The 18,926-nt window shown below is 70.4% G+C and carries 21 protein-coding genes; 10 read left to right on the top strand and 11 right to left on the bottom strand.

Annotated elements, in window-relative coordinates:
• The first annotated feature begins 105 nt into the window (after positions 1 to 105).
• The 5 genes from OJF58_RS01155 (at position 106) to OJF58_RS01175 (ending at position 2,022) form a co-directional block, all read left to right on the top strand.
• Positions 106 to 543, top strand: coding sequence for a hypothetical protein (locus OJF58_RS01155; RefSeq protein WP_300781222.1), 438 nt, complete (start codon positions 106 to 108; stop codon positions 541 to 543).
• Positions 544 to 716: 173 nt separating this feature from the next.
• On the top strand, positions 717 to 1,031 hold the full coding sequence (locus OJF58_RS01160) for a hypothetical protein (protein WP_300781223.1): 315 nt from the start codon (positions 717 to 719) through the stop codon (positions 1,029 to 1,031).
• Between the two features lie 117 nt (positions 1,032 to 1,148).
• Entirely contained in the window at positions 1,149 to 1,388 is a 240-nt protein-coding gene (locus OJF58_RS01165) for a hypothetical protein (RefSeq protein WP_300781225.1), read from the top strand.
• Positions 1,385 to 1,609, top strand: coding sequence for a hypothetical protein (locus OJF58_RS01170; RefSeq protein ID WP_300781227.1), 225 nt, complete (start codon positions 1,385 to 1,387; stop codon positions 1,607 to 1,609). Before OJF58_RS01165 ends, OJF58_RS01170 begins: the two co-directional genes overlap by 4 nt.
• Positions 1,610 to 1,635: 26 nt before the next feature.
• Positions 1,636 to 2,022 (top strand): hypothetical protein, encoded by a 387-nt coding sequence (locus tag OJF58_RS01175; RefSeq protein ID WP_300781228.1) that lies wholly within the window; start codon positions 1,636 to 1,638, stop codon positions 2,020 to 2,022.
• 191 nt (positions 2,023 to 2,213) lie between these two features.
• Here the strand turns inward: OJF58_RS01175 and OJF58_RS01180 are convergent, their stop codons facing one another.
• Entirely contained in the window at positions 2,214 to 2,342 is a 129-nt protein-coding gene (locus tag OJF58_RS01180) for a hypothetical protein (RefSeq protein ID WP_300781230.1), read from the bottom strand.
• 177 nt (positions 2,343 to 2,519) lie between these two features.
• Between OJF58_RS01180 and OJF58_RS01185 the strand changes: the two genes are divergently transcribed.
• The gene (locus OJF58_RS01185) at positions 2,520 to 2,909 is read left to right on the top strand and encodes a hypothetical protein (RefSeq protein ID WP_300781232.1); all 390 of its coding nucleotides are present in this window, start codon (positions 2,520 to 2,522) and stop codon (positions 2,907 to 2,909) included.
• A gap of 154 nt (positions 2,910 to 3,063) precedes the next feature.
• Positions 3,064 to 3,348 (top strand): hypothetical protein, encoded by a 285-nt coding sequence (locus OJF58_RS01190; RefSeq protein ID WP_300781233.1) that lies wholly within the window; start codon positions 3,064 to 3,066, stop codon positions 3,346 to 3,348.
• A 57-nt stretch (positions 3,349 to 3,405) separates the two neighbouring features.
• Here the strand turns inward: OJF58_RS01190 and OJF58_RS01195 are convergent, their stop codons facing one another.
• The 10 genes from OJF58_RS01195 to OJF58_RS01240 form a co-directional block, all read right to left on the bottom strand.
• Positions 3,406 to 4,179, bottom strand: a complete 774-nt coding sequence (locus tag OJF58_RS01195) for an NYN domain-containing protein (protein ID WP_300781234.1) — start codon at positions 4,177 to 4,179, stop codon at positions 3,406 to 3,408.
• A gap of 178 nt (positions 4,180 to 4,357) precedes the next feature.
• Entirely contained in the window at positions 4,358 to 4,648 is a 291-nt protein-coding gene (locus OJF58_RS01200) for a hypothetical protein (RefSeq protein WP_300781235.1), read from the bottom strand.
• Positions 4,649 to 4,799: 151 nt separating this feature from the next.
• Entirely contained in the window at positions 4,800 to 5,192 is a 393-nt protein-coding gene (locus OJF58_RS01205) for a hypothetical protein (RefSeq protein ID WP_300781237.1), read from the bottom strand.
• 115 nt (positions 5,193 to 5,307) lie between these two features.
• Positions 5,308 to 5,703, bottom strand: a complete 396-nt coding sequence (locus tag OJF58_RS01210) for a response regulator (RefSeq protein ID WP_300781239.1) — start codon at positions 5,701 to 5,703, stop codon at positions 5,308 to 5,310.
• Positions 5,682 to 10,361: a PAS domain S-box protein gene (locus OJF58_RS01215; protein ID WP_300781240.1), complete on the bottom strand. Its 4,680-nt coding sequence runs from the start codon at positions 10,359 to 10,361 to the stop codon at positions 5,682 to 5,684. The genes OJF58_RS01210 and OJF58_RS01215 overlap by 22 nt, the downstream gene beginning before the upstream one ends.
• Before the next feature lie 57 nt (positions 10,362 to 10,418).
• Positions 10,419 to 10,685: a hypothetical protein gene (locus tag OJF58_RS01220; protein WP_300781241.1), complete on the bottom strand. Its 267-nt coding sequence runs from the start codon at positions 10,683 to 10,685 to the stop codon at positions 10,419 to 10,421.
• Positions 10,682 to 10,885 carry a hypothetical protein gene (locus tag OJF58_RS01225; RefSeq protein WP_300781242.1) on the bottom strand — a complete coding sequence of 68 codons (204 nt, stop codon included), beginning with the start codon at positions 10,883 to 10,885 and terminating at the stop codon, positions 10,682 to 10,684. The genes OJF58_RS01220 and OJF58_RS01225 overlap by 4 nt, the downstream gene beginning before the upstream one ends.
• Positions 10,886 to 10,965: 80 nt before the next feature.
• Positions 10,966 to 11,460, bottom strand: a complete 495-nt coding sequence (locus tag OJF58_RS01230; RefSeq protein ID WP_300781243.1) for a pyridoxamine 5'-phosphate oxidase family protein — start codon at positions 11,458 to 11,460, stop codon at positions 10,966 to 10,968.
• A 104-nt stretch (positions 11,461 to 11,564) separates the two neighbouring features.
• Positions 11,565 to 11,786 (bottom strand): hypothetical protein, encoded by a 222-nt coding sequence (locus OJF58_RS01235; protein ID WP_300781245.1) that lies wholly within the window; start codon positions 11,784 to 11,786, stop codon positions 11,565 to 11,567.
• A gap of 164 nt (positions 11,787 to 11,950) precedes the next feature.
• Positions 11,951 to 14,248 carry a glycoside hydrolase family 15 protein gene (locus OJF58_RS01240; RefSeq protein WP_300781246.1) on the bottom strand — a complete coding sequence of 766 codons (2,298 nt, stop codon included), beginning with the start codon at positions 14,246 to 14,248 and terminating at the stop codon, positions 11,951 to 11,953.
• Positions 14,249 to 14,372: 124 nt separating this feature from the next.
• Here OJF58_RS01240 and OJF58_RS01245 point away from each other — a divergent pair, with 124 nt between their 5' ends.
• The 3 genes from OJF58_RS01245 to glgX all read left to right on the top strand — a co-directional run bounded on the left by OJF58_RS01245 (position 14,373) and on the right by glgX (position 18,581).
• Positions 14,373 to 15,833, top strand: a complete 1,461-nt coding sequence (locus OJF58_RS01245) for an amidohydrolase family protein (protein ID WP_300781247.1) — start codon at positions 14,373 to 14,375, stop codon at positions 15,831 to 15,833.
• Positions 15,834 to 15,949: 116 nt separating this feature from the next.
• Positions 15,950 to 16,123: a hypothetical protein gene (locus tag OJF58_RS01250; protein WP_300781249.1), complete on the top strand. Its 174-nt coding sequence runs from the start codon at positions 15,950 to 15,952 to the stop codon at positions 16,121 to 16,123.
• 226 nt (positions 16,124 to 16,349) lie between these two features.
• A complete protein-coding gene (glgX, locus tag OJF58_RS01255; protein WP_300781250.1) occupies positions 16,350 to 18,581 on the top strand; it encodes a glycogen debranching protein GlgX in 2,232 nt (743 codons plus the stop codon).
• Positions 18,582 to 18,926 lie beyond the last annotated feature (345 nt).

Consider the following 18,926-nt stretch of genomic DNA (forward strand, 5'->3'; position numbering starts at 1 on the left):
CTTACCGACGTGCCGGGCGCGTCCCATATGCCCGACGAGACTTGTGGCGCAGCGTCTCGTGTTCCCGCTCAGAGCAACCACACACCATCTGAGAGGGGGAGTTCCATGACAATCGATCCGGGGAAGCCGGCCTTCGGCCCGGCCGCCATCGACCGTCGCGCCGCCGGCAGCGCGAAGACCGCATCCGCTCCGACGACAAGGATGCCCCTTGCCTATCTTGCCATCGTGGCCGGCCTCATGAGCCTGTTCGCAGGCGCCATGCTGGCCGGCCGTACCGATCGCGCCCTGCCCGATTTCGAGACCGAGGACGCGCCGGCGGACGTCGCGACCCTCGCCAGACGCGTCGTCGAATGCCGGCAGTGGCTGAACTTCGCCGTCATCGACGAGGCGACCGACCGCGCGGTCCAGGACGCCGTCGTCCATCTGCGATGCGACGCGCTGGCCGCCGATCAGCAGCGCCTGCGCCGCAAGTACGCGCAATGGCCGACGACGCTGCAGGCCCTCGACAGCGCGGGCGGCGACCGCGCCGATCCCGATCCGTGAACGGCCCGGAGCCGGCGCCGGGTCGACAATTCATTCGACCGGGCCGCCTTTCGCCCTTACTATCGGCTCCGCCCGTCCCCATATCCTTTCTTCGGCGTGGGACGAGGCGTTGCAAGGCGGCGCTTCGCCCGGTCCCGATGCGACGAGCGCGCCCCACCCCGGGAAGGAATTTCATGACAGTCGATCCGACGCCGCCGGCCCTCGGCCCGGCCAACATCGAGCGTCGGCCGGTTACCCGGCTCGAGGTCAGGCGCCGCGAGAGCATCTGGGAGATCACGAGCGACGGTCGTCTCTGCGGTCACTACGACGACGATCAGCCGGCCTTCGACGCGGCGGAAGCGATGGCGCTCGCCCTCGTCGCGGACGGAGGCGCAGCCGACCTTCTGTGGACCGACGCACGACCGCAATCCGGCGTTCCCGATCGGATCATCGAGTTCAGATCCGGATCGACGACCATCGTGTGCCAACGCACGGGAAGTGCATCGTGAAGAACTTCAAGAGCTGGCTCGTGCCGCCCGTCCTGTTCCCGGCACTGCTGATCGTGCTCATCGTCGCCTACGCACTGCTGCGCGCGCCGACCTGACAACCCGAACACAGGAGCATCGATGGAATCCTTGACCCAGAAGCGCTCCCGCCTGCGCGGCGAGCTGCGGGAAGCCTACAGCGACTGGCTCGGCGCCACCCGTGGCGCGGGCGAATTCGACGACGTCGGGACGCCGGGGATCGATATCTCCGGATGCCCGGACGCCAGCAAGATGAAATGGTTCGCCTACCAGGCCGCGAAGCTCCGCCTCGTGCAGGCCTACGCCGAGGGACCGGACAGGACCTCCGGGACCGCTCCATGACAGATCGCGCGACCTTGCACTCCCGTCTCGTCGCCGCCGAGGCGCACGCGGCGGAAGGCCATCGCGATATCGCGCGGCAACTCCGTCTGATCGCGGATCTGGAACGGGACGGCCGCCACACGGCGCACGCGAAGCAACGGCTCGACTCTCTGGAGAAGGTCCAGGCGCGGCATCTGAGCAGGCTGGCGACGATCGCCGACCGGCTGGAGAAGCTGCCGTAGAGCCGGAAGGACGGAAGGGAACGAACATGCCCGATCATCTCGAAGCCGGAACGCTGGCCCGTCGCACCTACGAACTGTTCCTGCCCAATGCGACCGACGCCAGCGTCGCCATCACGCTCGGCGATATGGCGCACGACTCGCCGGCGGCCTCCTTCGCCCGCCACAGCGGAGCGACGCACTACGGTCTCATATCGATGCGCAACGTGCCCGACGGTCCCAGGCATCCGGTCGTCTGGAGCCTGCACGAGACCATGCTCGCGGTGACGGGCGTCGGCGACGATGAAGATGTCGGCCAGGATATGAGGCGAGTGATCGTCCGGCTGCTGGCGGTGTTCTTCCACGAGATCTGCGCCATTGCGCCCGGTCTTTCGACGTCGGAGTTCGCCGTCGCCAACGACAGGCCGCTGAACTAGCGGATCCGGACGCTGCGCCCCGACGAGCCAGCCAGTCAGGGCCAGTGCAGGATCATGTAGGCCGTCTTGCCGGCGACGACGACGACCATGATGGCTGTCGTTCCTATGAGCGCGAACACGATTCTACGGAACATGCCTGTGCCTCGACGCTGAAAAGAAGGATATTGGTCGGACGTCCGCCTCGTCGAACATCACCAGCCCAACAGCCGGGCGACGAGGGAGCTCGCCAGGATGACTGTCGTGAGGGATACAAAGGCTGTCAGGGTCATCAGCAGCACCGCGCCCGCTGCCAGCCCGACGGTCCGAAATGCTCGGGCCAACGCTTGTACTCCCATTGCCGGCCAAATTGGAGAGCGTTGCCTGAGCCGAACAGGTCCGCGGCACCCTCATCCTCCGGCGGCCGACTGTCCATGACGTTCTTTGCCGGCATCGGCGGGACGGTCCATCGAAAAGACATCATCCCGGCGACGGGAGCGACAGCAGGAAAGGAGCCGGACATGACGACGATCGACGACGTCAGGGCGGCCATTCTCGAGACCCGGATCTACGAAGGCATGCTGAAGGACGGCGAGCCGCTCGAGCTGACGGCCACGCTCCTCGATCTTCGCAACGACGGCCTGCCGCTGGCCAGCGACGTTCGCGAGCGCGGCGCGCGGGCCTTCGGGATGCTGTTCTTCGATTCTCGCTCGCCGGTGTGCCCGGAGCTCGGCGTCACCTGGCAGCGGTTCGACACCGGCCTCGAGCTGGTCCCGGACGAAAGCGAGCGTCACTTGCTCGACAACGAAGGCGTGTTCGACCTCTGCATCCAGATCGTCGTCAACTTCCTCAGCGCCCTCGCCGAACGGGACGCGAAGTACGCCTGGCTCGCCCCGCCGCGCGTGCACTAGAGGAGGATCGCGCATCGCCGATGCCGCAGTCCGTCCTTGTGCCGCCCGGGACCGGCGCGCACACTCGGTGCCGGCGCATGACGGGGTGCCGTTCCGATCGTGGAAGCGCAGGCTCGTGGAGACTTCGCCGTCCAACAGGCCGGGAGCACGGCAGATGAGCGACAACGTCATCAGCCTGGACAAGCGCCGCCGCGACAAGGCGGCCGCCCTCGACGCGGCCGTCCTGACGCCGTCCGCCGAGGAAATCGCCGCCGGGGCGGTCGTCGCGGCTCAGGTCGCCGCCGATCAGGAGGAGCGCGGCCGGATGCATATGGCCCTGGTGAACGCGACCACCCAGGTGCTCGACGCCCGGCCGCTCTCGATCGAGAATCGCCTCGACATTGCGCGCGGCATCGTCCGCGCCATCATGGGCCCCGGCTGGAAGATCGTGCGCAAATGAGCATGAGCGCCACCGGGAGTTCGTCACCGGCCACGGCCGCCCGCAAATGATCGCTTGCTACGCTCGCGGGCGGCGCCTTCCGGCCGGCCGCGCCCCCTGGGCCGGCCGCGGGCGGATGCGGACCGCGCGTCCCTCGGCCTGGTCGATCTCGAAGGCGCCGCTCTCGCGCACGAGGTCGCTCAGCTTGCGGTAGCCGTAGGTGCGCGGATCGAAGTCCGAGGCGATGTTGGCGAGGCGCCGGCCGACCACGCCGAGACCGACCCAACCGTCCTCCGTCTCGATCTGCTCGATCGCCCTCATCAGGATCGGGACCGCGGCGCCGGCCGGCTCGAGCGCCCGCCGCGGCGCGCCGCCGTCCGGCTCCCTCGCCGACGCCGCCGTCGTCTCCGGCAGCAGGTTCTCGGTGTAGACGAAGCGGCGGCAGGCTTGGCGGAAGCTCTCCGGCGTCTTCTGCGCGCCGAAGCCATAGACGTCGGCGCCCTCCTCGCGCAGCCGCGAGGCGAGGCGCGTGAAGTCGCTGTCCGACGAGACGAGGCAGAAGCCGTCGAAGCGGCCGCTGTGCAGCAGGTCCATCGCGTCGATGACGAGGGCGATGTCCGAGGCGTTCTTGCCCGAGGTGTAGGCGAACTGCTGGTAGGGATCGATGGCGTATTTCTGCAGGATGTCGGCCCACGACCTCAGCCGCGGGCTGGAGAAGTCGCCGTAGATGCGGCGCACGCTCGCCTCGCCGAACTTCGCGATCTCCTCGAACAGCCCGGCGGCGATGCGCGGCGAGGTGTTGTCGGCATCGATCAGCACCGCGAAGCGGCGGGAGCGGGCGTCGTCGGCCATGGGTGTCGCACTATCCCCTCATAATCATCGACTTTGTGCCATCCCTATGGGGGTCGTGTCATCCCGAGCGCAGCGAGGGATCTTTTGCGGCGCCGATCAAGGATCCCTCGCGTTCGCTCGGGATGACACAGCTTGTTGCGCTGTTGGTGACGAACTCGGTGGCGCTCGGGCGGCGCGGTCAGCGGCCCCTGTCGCGCAGCAGGTGCGCCATCTCGCGCAGCATGTCGTCGACGCGCCGGGGCGAGTCGCGCCCGGCCGCCTTGGGCAGGCCATTGAAGACACTGCGGCCGGCTTCGGTGAGCCGCGGCCCGTCCTTGGCGTCCTCGATCAGCCCCAGCTTGCGCAGGCGCGCGAGATCGCGGGCGCGCATCGCCTTCACCTCCGATTCGCCATAGGCGACGCGGCGCAGCGTCACCTCCTCCTCGTCGGTCAGGACACCCGGCCGGCCACCGTTGCCGGCGAGCGTCATGGCCGGCCTCCGGAATGCTCGGTGCGCGTCGACATGGGCGGCCTCGTCGGAAAGGAGTTTGCGGGCGGGTCTCGGGAAGGCGACCGCGTGAACACCGCTCAGACGACGCCTGACTCCATATGGGCCTTCACGCGCCCTTTGTCATCAGCCGTCAGCGCGGCGGCTCGCGCCAGGCGCGCAGCGCGGCCATTGCATAGGCCACGACGCACCAGAGCGGCAGCACCAGCATCGGGATCGGATGGGCGGCCAGCGCCTGCCTGAGGTCGCGCTGGAAGGCGACGCTCGCCACGATCGGCACCATCAGCAGCGCCTCGCCGATCTGGCGCACGATGCCGTCGCGAACCTCGCCCAGCCGGCGCTTCTTGGCCGAGCGGCAGGCGAGCGCGGCCAGCACGACGCCCGGTCCCGCCGTCAGGCCCGGGCCGGGCGGCACCAGGTTCATCAGGAAATAAATCGCCCCCAGGCCCATCGCGAGCGTCGTGCCCGCATGTCGATACCAGGGCCGCCGCGCCGCGCCCCCGATCGAACGACCGATCTCCGTCACCACACTCCCCGCTCCCCAGGCGCGGTATCCTAACGTGTCCGCGCGGGCGGGAAAATGCCGAGGATCCCTCGCCTTCGGCTCGGGATGACACCGTCTTCCGGTCAGAGAGGTCGTGTCATCCCGAGCGCAGCGAAGGATCCTTGACGGCCAGCGCCGCCTGCAGCGCCTGCGCGAGGTCGCCGGGCTGGAGGGGCTTGGGCAGGATCGGCGTGCCGGCGAGCGCCGGCGGCAGGCGGTCGGCACCGTAGCCGGTCGCGAAGACGAAGGCGCGGCCGTGCCCGGCCAGCAGCTCGGCGATCGGGAAGGTGCGCCGGCCGTCGAGATTGACGTCGAGGATCGCGACGTCGAAGGCGAGCGAGCGCGCCTTCTCCAGCGCCTCGTCGAAGCGCGCCGCCGTGCCCGCCACCGTGCAGCCGAGACCGCCGAGCGCGTCTTCGATCAGCATCGTGACCAGGAACTCGTCCTCCACGATCAGCACCTGCTTGCCGGTCAGGTTCGCGGCATCCGCCATCCTTCTTCTCCCATCTCGCCGATCGGCGCCTCGATCGTGCAGACGAGGCCCGCGGGCTCGAACGAGAGCCGCACCTCGCCGGCGAGATCGTAGGCCAGGCCCTGCTCCAGAAGCCGCGAGCCGAAGCCGCGCCGGGTGGGCGGCGCGACCGGCGGCCCGTCGATCTCGCGCCATTCGAGGCGGAAGCGGCGCGCATCGCCGTCCGCTGGCCCCCAGGCGATCGCGACCCGGCCGCGCGCATTGGAGAGCGCGCCGTACTTCACCGCGTTGGTCGCGAGCTCGTGCAGCGCCATCGCGATCGCGAGCGCCGCCTTGGGCCGCAGGAAGATCTCCGGTCCGCGGCCCTCGATGCGCGGCAGCCTCCCGGCGGCGCCGCGGTAGGCCGAGGTCGCGCCGGCCACGATCTCGCCGAGCGAGGCGCGGCCCCAGTGCTCGCGCGTCAGCACGTCGTGCGCGCGCGCCAGCGCCAGCAGCCGCGCGTCGAGCGCGGCGCGCCCGTCCTGCGCGCTGGCCGCGCCGCGCAGCGATTGCGCGGCCAGCGACTGCACCGTGGCGAGCGTGTTCTTCACCCGGTGGTTGAGCTCGTCGACCATCAGCTTGAGCTGCGCCGCGCGCTGTTGCAGTGCCTCGCGCTCGGCGTCGCGCTCGATGGCGATGGCGGCGAGGTGGGTGGCGATATCGACCGCCTCGGGATCGGCCGGCGCGGGATCGCGCGCCCGATCGTAGTAGACCGCGAGCGAGCCCAGCACCCGGCCGCCGCTGCCGCAGATCGGCGTCGAGCGGCCGGCCCTGATGCCGAACGACAGCATCAGGGTGCGCCATGCGTCGCCGTAGCGGGCTTCGCTTGCGATGTCGGGCACCGTCACGACCGCGCAGCGATGCGCCGCCTCGGCGCACGAGCCGGCATAGGGCGGCCCGATCGGCGTCCCGTCGAGCGCCACGTGATAGGCCTCGGGCAGGCTCGGCCCGCTGCCGCGGCGGAGACGGGCGCCGTCCTCGTCGAGCAGCAGGATGCCGCAGCGCGTCCCCGGCTCCTGCGCCTCGAGGAACAGCACCACGGCATCGAGCACCTTCACCAGCGGCGCCGCCGTGGCCACCATCTCCAGGATGCGGGCCTGGACGAGCGCCTGCTGCTCGTCGCGCTTGCGCTGGCTGATGTCGCGCGCGACCTTCGAGGCGCCGATGATGCGGCCGGCCGCGTCGACGACGGGCGAGACGGTCAGCGAGATGTCGATCAGCCGCCCGTCCTTGTGCCGCCGGACGGTCTCGTAGTGGCTGATCCGCTCGCCGCGCCGGATGTGCGCCAGGATCGTCGGCTCCTCGTCTGGACGGTTCACGGGAACGAGCATGGTGACCGACCGGCCGACCGCCTCGTCGGCGGTATAGCCGAACAGCCGCTCCGCCCCCTGGTTCCAGGTCTGGATGACGGCGTCGAGATCGATGCTGATGATGCCGTCGTCCGACGATTCGACGATCGCGGCGAGGCGCGCCCTCGCCTCGTCCATCCGCCGGCGCTCGGTGATGTCGGCCGCCGTGCCGATCCATTCCGTCACCTCGCCCGCCGCGTCGAGCAGCGGCACGGCGCGCGAATGACTCCAGCCCGGCGAGCCGTCGCGCAGGATGACGCGATGCTCGAGCTCGAACACGCTCCTGTCGCGGATCGCCACCGCGACGGCGGCCGTGACGGCCGCACGGTCGTCCGGATGGATGTACTTCTCCAGCCATGTCGAGATCGGATCGGTCGTGTCGGCCATGAACTGGCGACCGACGAGCTGCCGCATCTCGCTCCAGTCGGGACTCATGCGGTAGACCGCGTCGGAACCCGCCATCACCAGGCTGCGGAAGCGCAGCTCGCTCGCGCGCAGCGCGTCCTCGGCCAACACGTGCCGGACCGCGGCCCGGGTGCGCTCGGCCGTCTCCTCGACCAGCGCCACCTCGTCCTCGCTCCAGGCGCGCGGGCGCGCCGAGTGGACGCCCAGCGCCGCGACCGGCCGCCCGGACTTGAGGAGCGGCACGACGACATAGGCCCCGACCCGCAGCTCGCCGTAGAGCGCGCGCTCGGCCGGCGTCAGCATGGGATCGGCCTCGACATCGTCCGACCAGACGGCGAGACCGCCGTCCAGCGCGGCGCGCATGCCGGGACCGAAGGCCGCGACCGGATGGCGGCCCGTGATCGGCGGCAGGCCGTCGGCATAGTCGCCCTCGACGAGGCAGTGATCGCCGTCGACGCTGAAATAGGCGACGCGGCTCGCCCCCAGGCGCTGGCCCAGCAGCCGGCTCGCCGCCGCCTTGATTTCCTCCGGCCGGATGAGCGGCCGCAACGCGTCGCTCAGCCGGAGCAGGAAGGCCTGCCGCTCCTCGCCCGCCCTGAGCGCCTGCGTGGCGGCGCGCCGGGCCTGCGCGATCTTGAGATGGGCGCCCGCGCGCGCGATCAGCTCGCGCGCCGAGAACGGCTTCACCAGATAGTCGTCGGCGCCGGCCTCGAGGCCCTCGACGCGGCTCTCCTCGCCGGCGCGGGCCGACAGCATGATCACCGGGATGTCGGCCAGCGCCGGATCGGCACGGATCGCGCGCAGCAGGCCGAAGCCGCCGAGCCCCGGCATCATCACGTCGGCCAGCACGAGGCCGGGCCGTGCGGCGCGCATCGCCGCGAGCGCCGCCTCGCCGTCCGGCACCGCCTCCACTGCGCAGTGCGGCTCCAGCAGCCGGCGCAGATAGGCGCGCATGTCGGCATTGTCGTCGGCCAGCAGGATGCGCGCGCTCTTGGGCAGGGCCGACGCCGCGCTGTCGCCTTCGGTCCCGTGCGGCGCTCGCGGAATCTCCGCCCCTTCCTCCTCCGGCAGCCAGCGCAGCGCCTCCTCGAGGTAGGCCTCGGCGCGCACCGCGGTCGAGGCTGGGCCGGGTGTCGTGCCGACGCGGTCGGCCGGCAGATGCGCCGTGCCAAACGGAATCGCGACCGTGAAGCTGGTGCCGCGGCCCTCCTCGCTCTCGGCGCGGATGCTGCCGCCATGCAGCTTCACCAGCTCCTGCACCAGCGCGAGGCCGATGCCGCTGCCCTCGTAGGTGCGGCTTTTCTGGCCCTCGATGCGATGGAAGCGCTCGAACAGGCGCGGCAGCTCGGCCGCGGGAATGCCGACACCGCTGTCGCGCACCGTGAGCTCGGCGCGACCGTCGTCGGCGCGCAGCCGCACCACGATCTCGCCCGCGAAGGTGAACTTGAAGGCGTTTGAAAGAAGATTGAGGATGATCTTCTCCCACATCTCGCGATCGACGAAGACCGGCTCGGGCAGCGGCGCGCAATCGACCACCAGCGCCAGCCGCGCGCGCTCGCAGGCCGAGCGGAAGGTGCTGGCGATGTCCTGGGTGAGCGGCGCGAGATCGAGCGGCGCGTACGAGGCCCGGGCGCGGCCCGCCTCGATGCGCGAGAAATCGAGCAGCGAGTTCACGAGCTTCAGCAGCCGCAGCGAGTTGCGATGGGCGAGCTCGAGCCGCGGCCGCTCCATCATCGGCAGGTCGCGCGCCGCCAGCGCCTCCTCCAGCGGCCCCAGCATCAGGGTGAGGGGCGTGCGGAACTCGTGGCTCACATTGGAGAAGAACATCGTCTTGGCGCGGTCGATCTCGGCCAGCGCCTCGGCCCGGCGGCGCTCCTGCTCGCGCGCGCGGGCGGCGGCGACCGCGGCCGCGATCTGCGCCGCCGCGAGATCGAGGAAGCTGCGATACTGCTCGTCGAGCGCGAGCCTGGGACTGACGCCCGCCACGAGGAAGCCCGCGAGCCGATGGGCGTCGTCCGACCGGATCGGCACGACCAGGGCGGTGTGCGGCGGGTCCGGCCAGGGGCCGGCCGGCACCTTGTCGAGACGCTGCGCGAGGTGTTCGACCGTCAACGCTTGCCCGGCGTGCAGCGCTTCCGCCAATGGCCAGGGCGCGCCACCCGCAGACACGGGATCGAGACCGATCGCGACCGGCGCCGCCGGCTCGTCCGGCGCGACGCCGCTGGCGCCGGCGAGCCGCGCCTCGGCCCCGGCCTCGTCGATCAGGTAGACGAGGGCGAAGGGGATGTCCTTCGGGTGCGTCGCCAGGGCGCCGGCGGCGATGGCACAGGCCTCCTCCGCCGTCCGCGCCTCGCCGGTGCGCGCGCCGAGGTCGCGCAGGGCGGCGATCCGCCGCTCGCCCACGACCTTCTGGGTGATCTCGTGCACCGTCGCCAGCACGCCGCCGATGCCGCGCGGCGCGGTTTCGTCCGGTACCGGGCTGTAGGCGACGGTGAAATGCGTCTCCTCGACGAAGCCGTGCCGGTTGAGCTCGAGCGCCAGGTCCTCCATCCAGGTCGAGGGCCCGCCCTCGAACGGCGAGTCGATCAGGGGCTTCAGGATGTCCCAGATCTCGGCCCAGCACTGGCGGACCGGCTGGCCGAGCGCGCGCGGATGCTTGGCCCCGAGCACCGGCCGGTAGGCGTCGTTGTAGAGCGAGATGTAGTGCGGTCCCCACCACAGCAACAAGGGGAAGCGGTTGGCCAGCAGGAAGCCCACCATCATGCGCAGGCTGAGCGACCATCGTTCGACGGGCCCGATCGGCGTCCTCGACCAGTCCTTGGCCCGGATCAGCGCCCCCATCTCGCCGCCGCCGGCCAGGAAATCGGTCTCCGGCCCGATGTCCATGCTTCTCCCGTCTCCTCGCCCAACTGCGGTCAACGCCCGCCACCCGCCGAGGTTGCCTTACTCCGGCGCCGTGTCCTCGCGCGCCAGCGCCGCGTCGATGGCGTCGAGGCCGGCCTTGGTGATCGCGACGGTGAGCGGCGGATGGCCCGCCACCTTGAGCCAGCCCGCGCGCTCGGCGAGCGCGATCGCCTGGCCGAGCCGGAGCTGGTCGATGCGCAGGCGCAGGGTATCGAGCCCGATCCAGTGGGGCGGCCTGCGCTCGCCGGTCGCCTGGCGCACGGCGCGCAGCACCCGCATCACCAGCGGCGGCGGGCTCGCACTCATTCCCGTGCGGCGATCGCGGCGTAGCCCTCGTAGCGGCGCAGCGCCGCCTCGATCAACAGACGCGCGGCCTGCGATCGCGACACCGCCGACCGCTTCGCCCACGCATCGAGCGCCTCGAGCGTGGCCGGCGGCAGGTCGACGGCGAGGCCGCCGTCGCACGACGACAAGCGCGGACCCTCCCTGCCTTCTTCTTCTTTCATATTTGCCTCCGCTCGCACGATTGAGGCGGAGAGCCGCAAAGGACGCAAGCGGAATCGTTACGCAAACAGCCAAAGATCCCTCAGGCGGCCAGGCGCCAGCGGCCGCCGGCTTCGCGTTCGAGGATCGTCGTCGCGAGGCCGAACGGCTCGGGCGTGACGCCGCGGATCCACAGCGACATGCGCTCGACCGCGATCTCGACGAAGACGGCGGCGGCGCGGTCCTCCGCCGTAGGGAAGTAGGCGTCGTAGCCGGGCTGCCAGCGCCGCCGCACCTCGGCTGCCTCCGCGCGCAGCACCGCGCGGCCGGCGAGCGTCAGATAGGCCTCGGCCGGATCGTCCTGGAACACCAGGGTCACGCGCCCGTCGCGCCCGAGCGCGGCCGCCTTGCGCGAGCGCCCGTCGGTGACGAAGCGCAGCGTCCAGTCGTCCTCGCCCGGGTCGTGCAGCAGCCGCCCCATCGGCCGCGCCTCGGCCCCGCCCGCCTCGCGCGCCGTCACCAGCCAGCAATAGCGCACGCTCCTCACCGCCCTCGCCGCGCCGGCCAGCAGGCGCGCCACGTCGCTGTCGTCGCTCATCGCATCCTCCGTTGTGACCATATGGTCTAGACTATATAGTCTACAACGAAGTCGCATGAGCGCAACTGGAGTTGCGCGCTCCCATGAGCTCGGAGGAGCGCGCCTCATCGCCATCCGGACTGGTTGTTCACCATCCACCGCAGGAGCAGGAGGAACGCGATCCCGCCGAGCAGGATCCAGTGCCACCAGAAATAGAGCACCAGCGCCGCACCGCCGACCATCACGATCAAGCCGATGAGGGACAGCACGATCGGGATGGAGTCGAGCTTGGACACGTCGACGTCGGTGTCGTCCGGCTTCCGATCATGATTGAAGTCGTTGGACATCGCCGCGCCAGCATACGCCGGCAGCGGCCGCCGCCTGCGATTTTCCCTGTATCGATTGTTGCCGAGCGAAGAGACTGAAGGTGCGCGCTCCGAAAGATCCCTCGCTGCGCTCGGGATGACACACAAACCGGTGTCATCCCGCGGCGAAGCCGAGGGATCTTTCGTCAGCCCAGCGCCACCTTCTGGTCGCGGCCTTCCCAGCGGCCGTCGGCGGAGAGGTAGAGGGTGAAGTCGAGCGAGCGGTGGCCGGCGAGGTCGGCGGCCGCCAGGCGGACGCCGTGGCGGCCGAAGGGCAGCGGCGTCGAGGGGCGGTCGGTCGTGCCCTGCCAGCCGTCGAAGCCGAAATGGAGCACGAACGGCCGGGCGAGGTCGATCACCACCGCGCGGCCGGCCGGCAGCGCCTCGAACGGCGTGTCGAGCCGCCAGTGCCAGGCCTTCGCGCGCCCGCCGGTTCTCGCGAGATGATCCTCGACGCTCGCCAGCAGCTCGAGCGGCCGCTTCTTCTCGCGCGCGATCAGGAGCTTCAGGAACTCGGCATGCGCCCACACCAGCGGCATGGCGCTGCCCGAGGGCTTGCCGGGCTCGAGCATGCGCGAGGGGATCGCGGGCGCGTCCCACACCTGCTCGGGGATCAGCCCGGCCGGTCCCGTCATGCGCGCCATGGTCTCGAGCCAGGGCAGCGGATCGCGCCCGGCCGCCAGCTCGAAGTGGCCGCGCTCGCCCGCCAGCAGCGGCCAGGCGCGGCCGATGCCGCTGCCGTCGAACGGGCTGCCGTCCTCCTTCTCACCGTAGCCGTCGCCGTTGTAGCGGCGATAGGCGACGCCGTTCGGCGTCTCCACACGCAGCAGCGCCTCGGCGACCTTGAGCGAATCGAGGATGCGCGGGTCGTTCGCCTTGCGCAGGCCGAGCCGCACGAGATAGAGGAACTCCATGCCGACCAGCGCCGCCGCCTCGACCCATTCGCCGTTGCGGTTCTTGACGTTGACGCGCCCGCGCAGGCCGCCGTCGAGCGCCGCCGGCCCCAGCCGCACATAGTAGCCGCGCACGCCGTGCGGAGCCGCCAGCGGCCCGCCCTCGACATAGGTCCAGTCCTCGATGCGCTCGTTCCAGCAGTCGGCGAGCGAGAGCACGTAGTCGCGCTCCTCGTCCTCCAGGAACTCCGCCGCCGCGATCAGCGCCACGATCTCGATGCCGATGGTGAACGGGCTGATGCCGGCATTCTCCTCCCAGCGGTCCTGTGCGCTCACCGGCCCATGATTGGCGAGATAGCCGGCCGCGCGCCGCACCATCGCCTCGACGCCGCTCACGCCGGCCAGCGATCCCTGCTCGGCGAGCTTGGCCGCGAGCACGATCGGGAAGCCGACCTCGTCGAGCTGGATGCCCTCCCAGAAGGGACGGCCGTCGGGAAAGGTGTTCTGGCTCCAGTGCCCGTCGTCGTGCTGGGTGGCGATCAGGTAGCAGAGCATCCACACCGCGTCCTCGATCTCGCCCACGCCGATCAGCGCCAGCCCCGCCTCGACGCAGTCGCGCGCCCAGACAAGGTGATAGCCGCCGGAGCTGTCGCTCGCATTGCCCCACGGCACGCTGAGGCTGGCCACGATCGAGCCGGGGAAGCTGCGATCCTCGTGCACCTTCAGCACGACGGCGGAGACGTAGGCCTCGCGCTCGACCGGGAGCGAGCCGCCCGGGATCACCAGCTTCCTGCCCCATTCCTCCCAGTCGTGGATGAAGCGCTCGCGCATCGTGTCGTAGCCTTCGGCGATCGCCGAGCGTGCCAGCGTGCGCGCGCCCTCGATGTGCTCGGAGAAGCCGAGGGCGAGAACGCCCTCCTGCGACGCGAGCTCGCCCATCAGCGCCACGTTGCCGTCGAGCGCCTCGGTCCAGCTCCAGCTCATGCCGCCGTTGCGGTCGAAGTCCTGCCAGCCGTCGGACACGCCAACATAGCCCGCGCTGGTGCGCGAAAAGCCCGAGTCGCTCGCGAGGCAGAGTGCGTTGTCGTCCTTCCACGCCGCCAGGTCGCGGCCGGCGCGCGCATTGTTGCCGAGGCCGCTGTTGCCGAGATGCGGCGACAGGAGCGCGTACAGCCTCGCCCCCTCGCCCTCGAGCCGCCACGAGATCAGCAGCGCGTCGCGCAGCGGAGCCGGCAGCAGCTCGATCTCCAGCCTATAGCCCGGGCCCTCGTGCACGACCCGCGGCAGCGGCACGTAGGGCTTGGGCACCGAGACGGTGTAGCGGGCGACGCGCTTGACCTCCGACCAGCCGTCGGGCGTCGCGACGATGAAGCCGAGGTCGCGGATCTGCGGCGTGCCGGTGGCGGGCCAGTAGACCTCGTTCACGATGCCGAAGCCGGTCGTCACCCAGATCCGGCTCTGGGCCAGCGCCGTCGTCACCAGATCCTTCGCGCTCGACGTCCAGGTCGGCGGGATGCCGGGCTTGCCCGGCGCAAGGTTCGTACTCCCCATCCGCAGAGCGTGCCGCTTCGCCGCCGCGACGGCAACCGCCCTCGGCCGCCTCTCTCCCCCTCGGAAACGGCGCCGCCCGTCGCTATGCTCGCGATGAACACGAATGGCCTCGGGGGAGACGCCCATGCTGCAATGTTCCTCGACGCGCGCGCCCGGGCGGCATCCGGCCGGCTGCCTGTGCCAGAGCCCCGGCTTCGCGCGGCTGAACGCCCGTCTCGAGGCCAAGTTCTCGCGTCGCGCCTTCGTCGCCGGAGCGGCCGCCACCGCGATGTCGGCGTTCGGGCCAAGGCCGGCATCGGCGCGCATCCCCAAGGCGCCCGGCTCGGCGATCGCCTTCACCAACGTCCGGGTGTTCGACGGCAAGTCGGAGGCGCTGCGGGCCGGCCTGCGGGTCGTCGTCGAGGGGCAGAAGATCAAGGCGGTCGAGGCGGCCGGACAGCCGCTCGCGGCCGGAGTGCGGACGATCGACTGCGGCGGCCGCGTGCTGATGCCGGGCCTCATCGACGCGCACTGGCACGCCATGATGGCGGCGATCCCGCTCACCACCCTCATGGTGGCCGACGTGGGCTACATCAACCTTCTGGCCGCCAACGAGGCGGAGCGGACGCTGATGCGCGGCTTCACCAGCGTGCGCGACATGGCCGGGCCCAGCTTCAGCCTCAAACGCGCGATCGACACCGGGCTGGTGTCCGGTCCGCGCATCTGGCCGTCGGGTGCCATGATCTCGCAGACCGGCGGGCACGGCGACTTCCGCTTTCCCTACGAGGTGCCGGCCGCGCCGAACGCCCCGCTGAGCCGCGGCGATGCGATCGGCGGCGGTGCGATCGCCGACGGCGTCGACCGCGTGCTGCAGAAGGCCCGCGAGCAACTGATGCAGGGGGCGAGCCAGCTCAAGCTGGCGGCGGGTGGCGGGGTGTCCTCCTACTACGACCCGATCGACGTCGCGCAATACACCGAGCCGGAGTTCCGCGCCGCCGTGGACGCCGCCGAGAACTGGGGCACCTACGTCGCGGTGCATGCCTACACGCCGCGCGCCATCCAGACGGCGATCCGGGGCGGCGTCAAATGCATCGAGCACGGGCAGCTCATGGACGAGACGACCGCGAGGATGATCGCCGACGAGGGCCTGTGGCTCAGCACCCAGCCGTTCCTCGACAACGAGTATGCCAATCCGAAAAGCTCGCCCGAATCGCGGGCCAAGCAGCTCGAGGTTTTCGCGGGAACGGACAGGGCCTACGGCTTCGCCAGGAAGTACGGGATCAGGACGGCATGGGGCACCGACATCCTGTTCGAGCGCGAGGCGACGGCCAAGCAGGGCGCCATTCTCGCGACCATGACGCGCTGGTACAGGCCGGCCGAGATATTGAAGATGGCGACCGGCACCAACGCCGAGCTTCTCGCCCTGGCGGGACCGCGCAATCCCTATCCGGGCAAGATCGGCGTCGTGGAGGAAGGCGCCTGGGCCGACCTTCTCGTGATCGACGGCGATCCGCTGGCGGATATCAGGCTGATCGCCGACCCCGACAAGAACCTCAAGCTCGTCATGAAGGACGGCCGGATCTTCAAGGACACGTTGACGGCCTGAGCCGGCGCGACGAGCATCACCGCTTGTTCCGGCAAGGCAATTTCAAGGCAGCCGGAACGACGATGCCCGCCCCGCGTTCACCTCGCCACCCGCGCAATCGCGCGAAGGAGACCGGGATGAAAGAGCTCATACTGGCTGTCGCGTTCTGCGTTCTGATCGGCGGCTGTGCCTACCGCCACGAGACGGTGGTCGAAAGACCCGCGCCGGCGCTGCAGCCGACCTCCGTGGTCGTGACCGATCCGCCGCCGCCACCGCCGCCGACCACCGTCTACGTGCCCGCACGCTACTGACGGGCGCGTCGCCGCGCGCGCAGCCCTGGCGATCGAGGATGAACCGCGTGCGGCAAAAGGGGTGTCATCCCGAGCGTAGCGAGGGATCTTTCGCAGCGTCGACCAAGGATCCCTCGCTACGCTCGGGATGACACAGAATGTGTCGCGCTCTCCGAGCGCACGGCGGCCGGTCGGAGCTATAGTCGGGGTGGCGCGTTGTCTCACCACTTGCCGGCACTGAGGTATCTTGTCCAACCCATCAGGCTATCGGTCCCGCCTTTCGGAAGGCCTGCCCTATCCCCTCGGCGCGACATGGGACGGGCTCGGCGTCAACTTCGCGCTGTTCTCCGCCAACGCCACCAGGGTCGAGCTCTGCCTGTTCGACCGTACCGGCCGGCACGAGACCGAGCGTATCGCGCTGCCCGAATACACCGACGAGGTCTGGCACGGCTACCTGCCCGACGCGCGGCCGGGCACGCGCTACGGCTACCGCGTGCACGGTCCCTACGACCCGGCCGCCGGCCATCGCTTCAATCCCAACAAGCTGCTGCTCGATCCCTACGCGCGGCAGATCGTCGGCCACCTCGAATGGAACCCGGCCCTGTTCGGCTACCAGATGGAGACCGGCGACGATCTCACCTTCGACGAGCGCGACAGCGCGCCCTACACCTACCGCAGTTGCGTGATCGACTCGGCCTTCACCTGGGGACGCGCGCGCCAGCCGCGCACGGCGTGGGAGAACACCGTCATCTACGAGGCGCATGTGCGCGGCTTCACCAAGCGGCATCCCGCCATCCTGCCCGAGCTGCGCGGCACCTACGCCGGTCTCGCCACGCCCGAGATCACCCGCTACCTCGCCTCGCTCGGCATCACCGCGGTGGAGCTGCTGCCGATCCATACCTTCGTCGACGACAGCCACCTGCTCGACAAGGGGCTGAAGAACTACTGGGGCTACAACACCATCGCCTTCTTCGCGCCGGCGCGCCGCTATGCCGCCAATCCCGATTTCGCCTTCGCCGAGGTCAAGGAGATGGTGGCGCACCTGCACGAGGCCGGCCTCGAGCTGATCCTCGACGTCGTCTACAACCACACCGCGGAGGGCAACCAGCTCGGGCCGACGCTCGCCTTCAGGGGCATCGACAACGCCTCCTACTATCGCCTCGCGCCCGAGCCGCGCTACTACATCAACGACACCGGCACCGGCAACACGGTGAACCTCAGCAACTCGCGCGTGCTGCAGATGGTGATGGACAGCCTGCGCTACTGGGCGGGCGACATGCGGGTCGACGGCTTCCGCTTCGATCTCGCCACGATCCTGGGGCGCGAGCCGCACGGCTTCGAGGAGGCGGGACGCTTCCTCGACGCCTGCCGGCAGGATCCGGCGCTGGCCGAGGTCAAGCTGATCGCCGAGCCGTGGGATCTCGGTCCGGGCGGCTACCAGGTCGGCCACTTCTCGCCCGGCTGGGCGGAGTGGAACGACGCCTTTCGCGACACCGTGCGGGCCTACTGGCGCGGCGACGACGGCATGCTGCCCAGGCTCTCCGCGCGCCTGTCGGGCTCGGCCGACCTGTTCGCCCGGCGCGGACGCAAGCCGTGGGCCTCGATCAACTTCGTGACGGCGCACGACGGCTTCACGCTCGCCGACCTCGTCTCCTACAACGAGAGGCACAACGAGGCCAATGCCGAGGACAACGGCGACGGCCATGCGCACAACCTGTCGTGCAACCACGGCGCCGAGGGCCCGACCGACGATGCCGCGATCGTCGCCACGCGCCTGCGCCAGATGCGCAACATGCTGGCGACGCTGATCCTCTCGCGCGGCACGCCGATGCTGCTGGGCGGCGACGAGTTCGGGCGCAGCCAGCAGGGCAACAACAACGCCTACTGCCAGGACAACGAGATCTCCTGGGTCGACTGGGAGGGCATCGGCGCGGACGGCCGGGCGCAGGCCGAGTTCGTGCGCAAGCTGGTGATGATCCGCCGGGCGCTGCCGATGCTCAGGCGCGGCCGCTTCCTGACCGGGGCCTACGACGAGGAGCTGGGCGTGAAGGACGTCGCCTGGCTGACGCCCGCCGGCCGCGAGATGACGCCGCACGACTGGGACAACCCGCACGGCCGCTGCCTCGGCGTGCTGCTCGACGGCCGCGCCCAGGAGACCGGCATCCGCCGCATCGGGTCGGACTCGACGTTGCTGATCCTGGTCAACGCCCACACCGACGTGGTGCCGTTCAAGCTGCCGCGCGCGGTCGGCGGCAGCCGCTGGATCCGCCTGATCGACACGGACGAGCCGCAGGCGCACGAGCTGACGGGATCGCGGTTCGGCCATCCCTATCCGGTGCCGGCGCGCGCGCTGGTGCTGTTCGTGCTCCAGCCGACGCGCACGTCCGAGCGGGCGACCGCCGCCGAGCGCTCCTTCCAGCGCGTCGTCCAGGCGGTCGAGGACTCGTCGCTGCGATCCGTGCGCTTCGCCTTCGATTGAGACGCGGACCGCGGGCTTCCAGCCTGCTCATGGTGTGCCGCAAGAAAGAGAAGAGCGCCACAGGAGTTCGTCACCGACCAAGGGCAGACCCTCGGGAACGAAACTGCGCTGCCTGCCGCAAAATGGGTGTCATCCCGAGCGGAGCGAGGGATCCTTGATCGGCGCCGCGAAAGATCCCTCGCCATGCTCGGGATGACACGACACTGGTTGGGCGCCCGATCGTGCTTCCTGTCGGTGGCGCGCTCCCCTGGAGGCGTAGGCGGGAAGTACCAGCGGCTGGTAGATAACGACCTGTTCACAAGGGCGCCGCGGCGTGGCTACTGTGGGCGGGCACGGATGCGGCCT

The sequence above is a fragment of the Enhydrobacter sp. genome, assembly GCF_030246845.1.
Taxonomy (GTDB): Bacteria; Pseudomonadota; Alphaproteobacteria; order Reyranellales; family Reyranellaceae; genus Reyranella.

Coding starts and splice junctions, on each gene's coding strand:
- OJF58_RS01160 (WP_300781223.1), top strand. CDS start 717: ATGACAGTCGATCCGACGCCGCCGGCCCTCGGCCCGGCCAACATCGAG.
- OJF58_RS01240 (WP_300781246.1), bottom strand. CDS start 14,248: ATGGGGAGTACGAACCTTGCGCCGGGCAAGCCCGGCATCCCGCCGACC.
- OJF58_RS01220 (WP_300781241.1), bottom strand. CDS start 10,685: ATGAGTGCGAGCCCGCCGCCGCTGGTGATGCGGGTGCTGCGCGCCGTG.
- OJF58_RS01235 (WP_300781245.1), bottom strand. CDS start 11,786: ATGTCCAACGACTTCAATCATGATCGGAAGCCGGACGACACCGACGTC.
- OJF58_RS01190 (WP_300781233.1), top strand. CDS start 3,064: ATGAGCGACAACGTCATCAGCCTGGACAAGCGCCGCCGCGACAAGGCG.
- OJF58_RS01230 (WP_300781243.1), bottom strand. CDS start 11,460: ATGAGCGACGACAGCGACGTGGCGCGCCTGCTGGCCGGCGCGGCGAGG.
- OJF58_RS01170 (WP_300781227.1), top strand. CDS start 1,385: ATGACAGATCGCGCGACCTTGCACTCCCGTCTCGTCGCCGCCGAGGCG.
- OJF58_RS01250 (WP_300781249.1), top strand. CDS start 15,950: ATGAAAGAGCTCATACTGGCTGTCGCGTTCTGCGTTCTGATCGGCGGC.
- OJF58_RS01155 (WP_300781222.1), top strand. CDS start 106: ATGACAATCGATCCGGGGAAGCCGGCCTTCGGCCCGGCCGCCATCGAC.
- OJF58_RS01185 (WP_300781232.1), top strand. CDS start 2,520: ATGACGACGATCGACGACGTCAGGGCGGCCATTCTCGAGACCCGGATC.
- OJF58_RS01225 (WP_300781242.1), bottom strand. CDS start 10,885: ATGAAAGAAGAAGAAGGCAGGGAGGGTCCGCGCTTGTCGTCGTGCGAC.
- OJF58_RS01195 (WP_300781234.1), bottom strand. CDS start 4,179: ATGGCCGACGACGCCCGCTCCCGCCGCTTCGCGGTGCTGATCGATGCC.
- OJF58_RS01165 (WP_300781225.1), top strand. CDS start 1,149: ATGGAATCCTTGACCCAGAAGCGCTCCCGCCTGCGCGGCGAGCTGCGG.
- OJF58_RS01175 (WP_300781228.1), top strand. CDS start 1,636: ATGCCCGATCATCTCGAAGCCGGAACGCTGGCCCGTCGCACCTACGAA.
- OJF58_RS01245 (WP_300781247.1), top strand. CDS start 14,373: ATGCTGCAATGTTCCTCGACGCGCGCGCCCGGGCGGCATCCGGCCGGC.
- OJF58_RS01210 (WP_300781239.1), bottom strand. CDS start 5,703: ATGGCGGATGCCGCGAACCTGACCGGCAAGCAGGTGCTGATCGTGGAG.
- OJF58_RS01200 (WP_300781235.1), bottom strand. CDS start 4,648: ATGACGCTCGCCGGCAACGGTGGCCGGCCGGGTGTCCTGACCGACGAG.
- OJF58_RS01215 (WP_300781240.1), bottom strand. CDS start 10,361: ATGGACATCGGGCCGGAGACCGATTTCCTGGCCGGCGGCGGCGAGATG.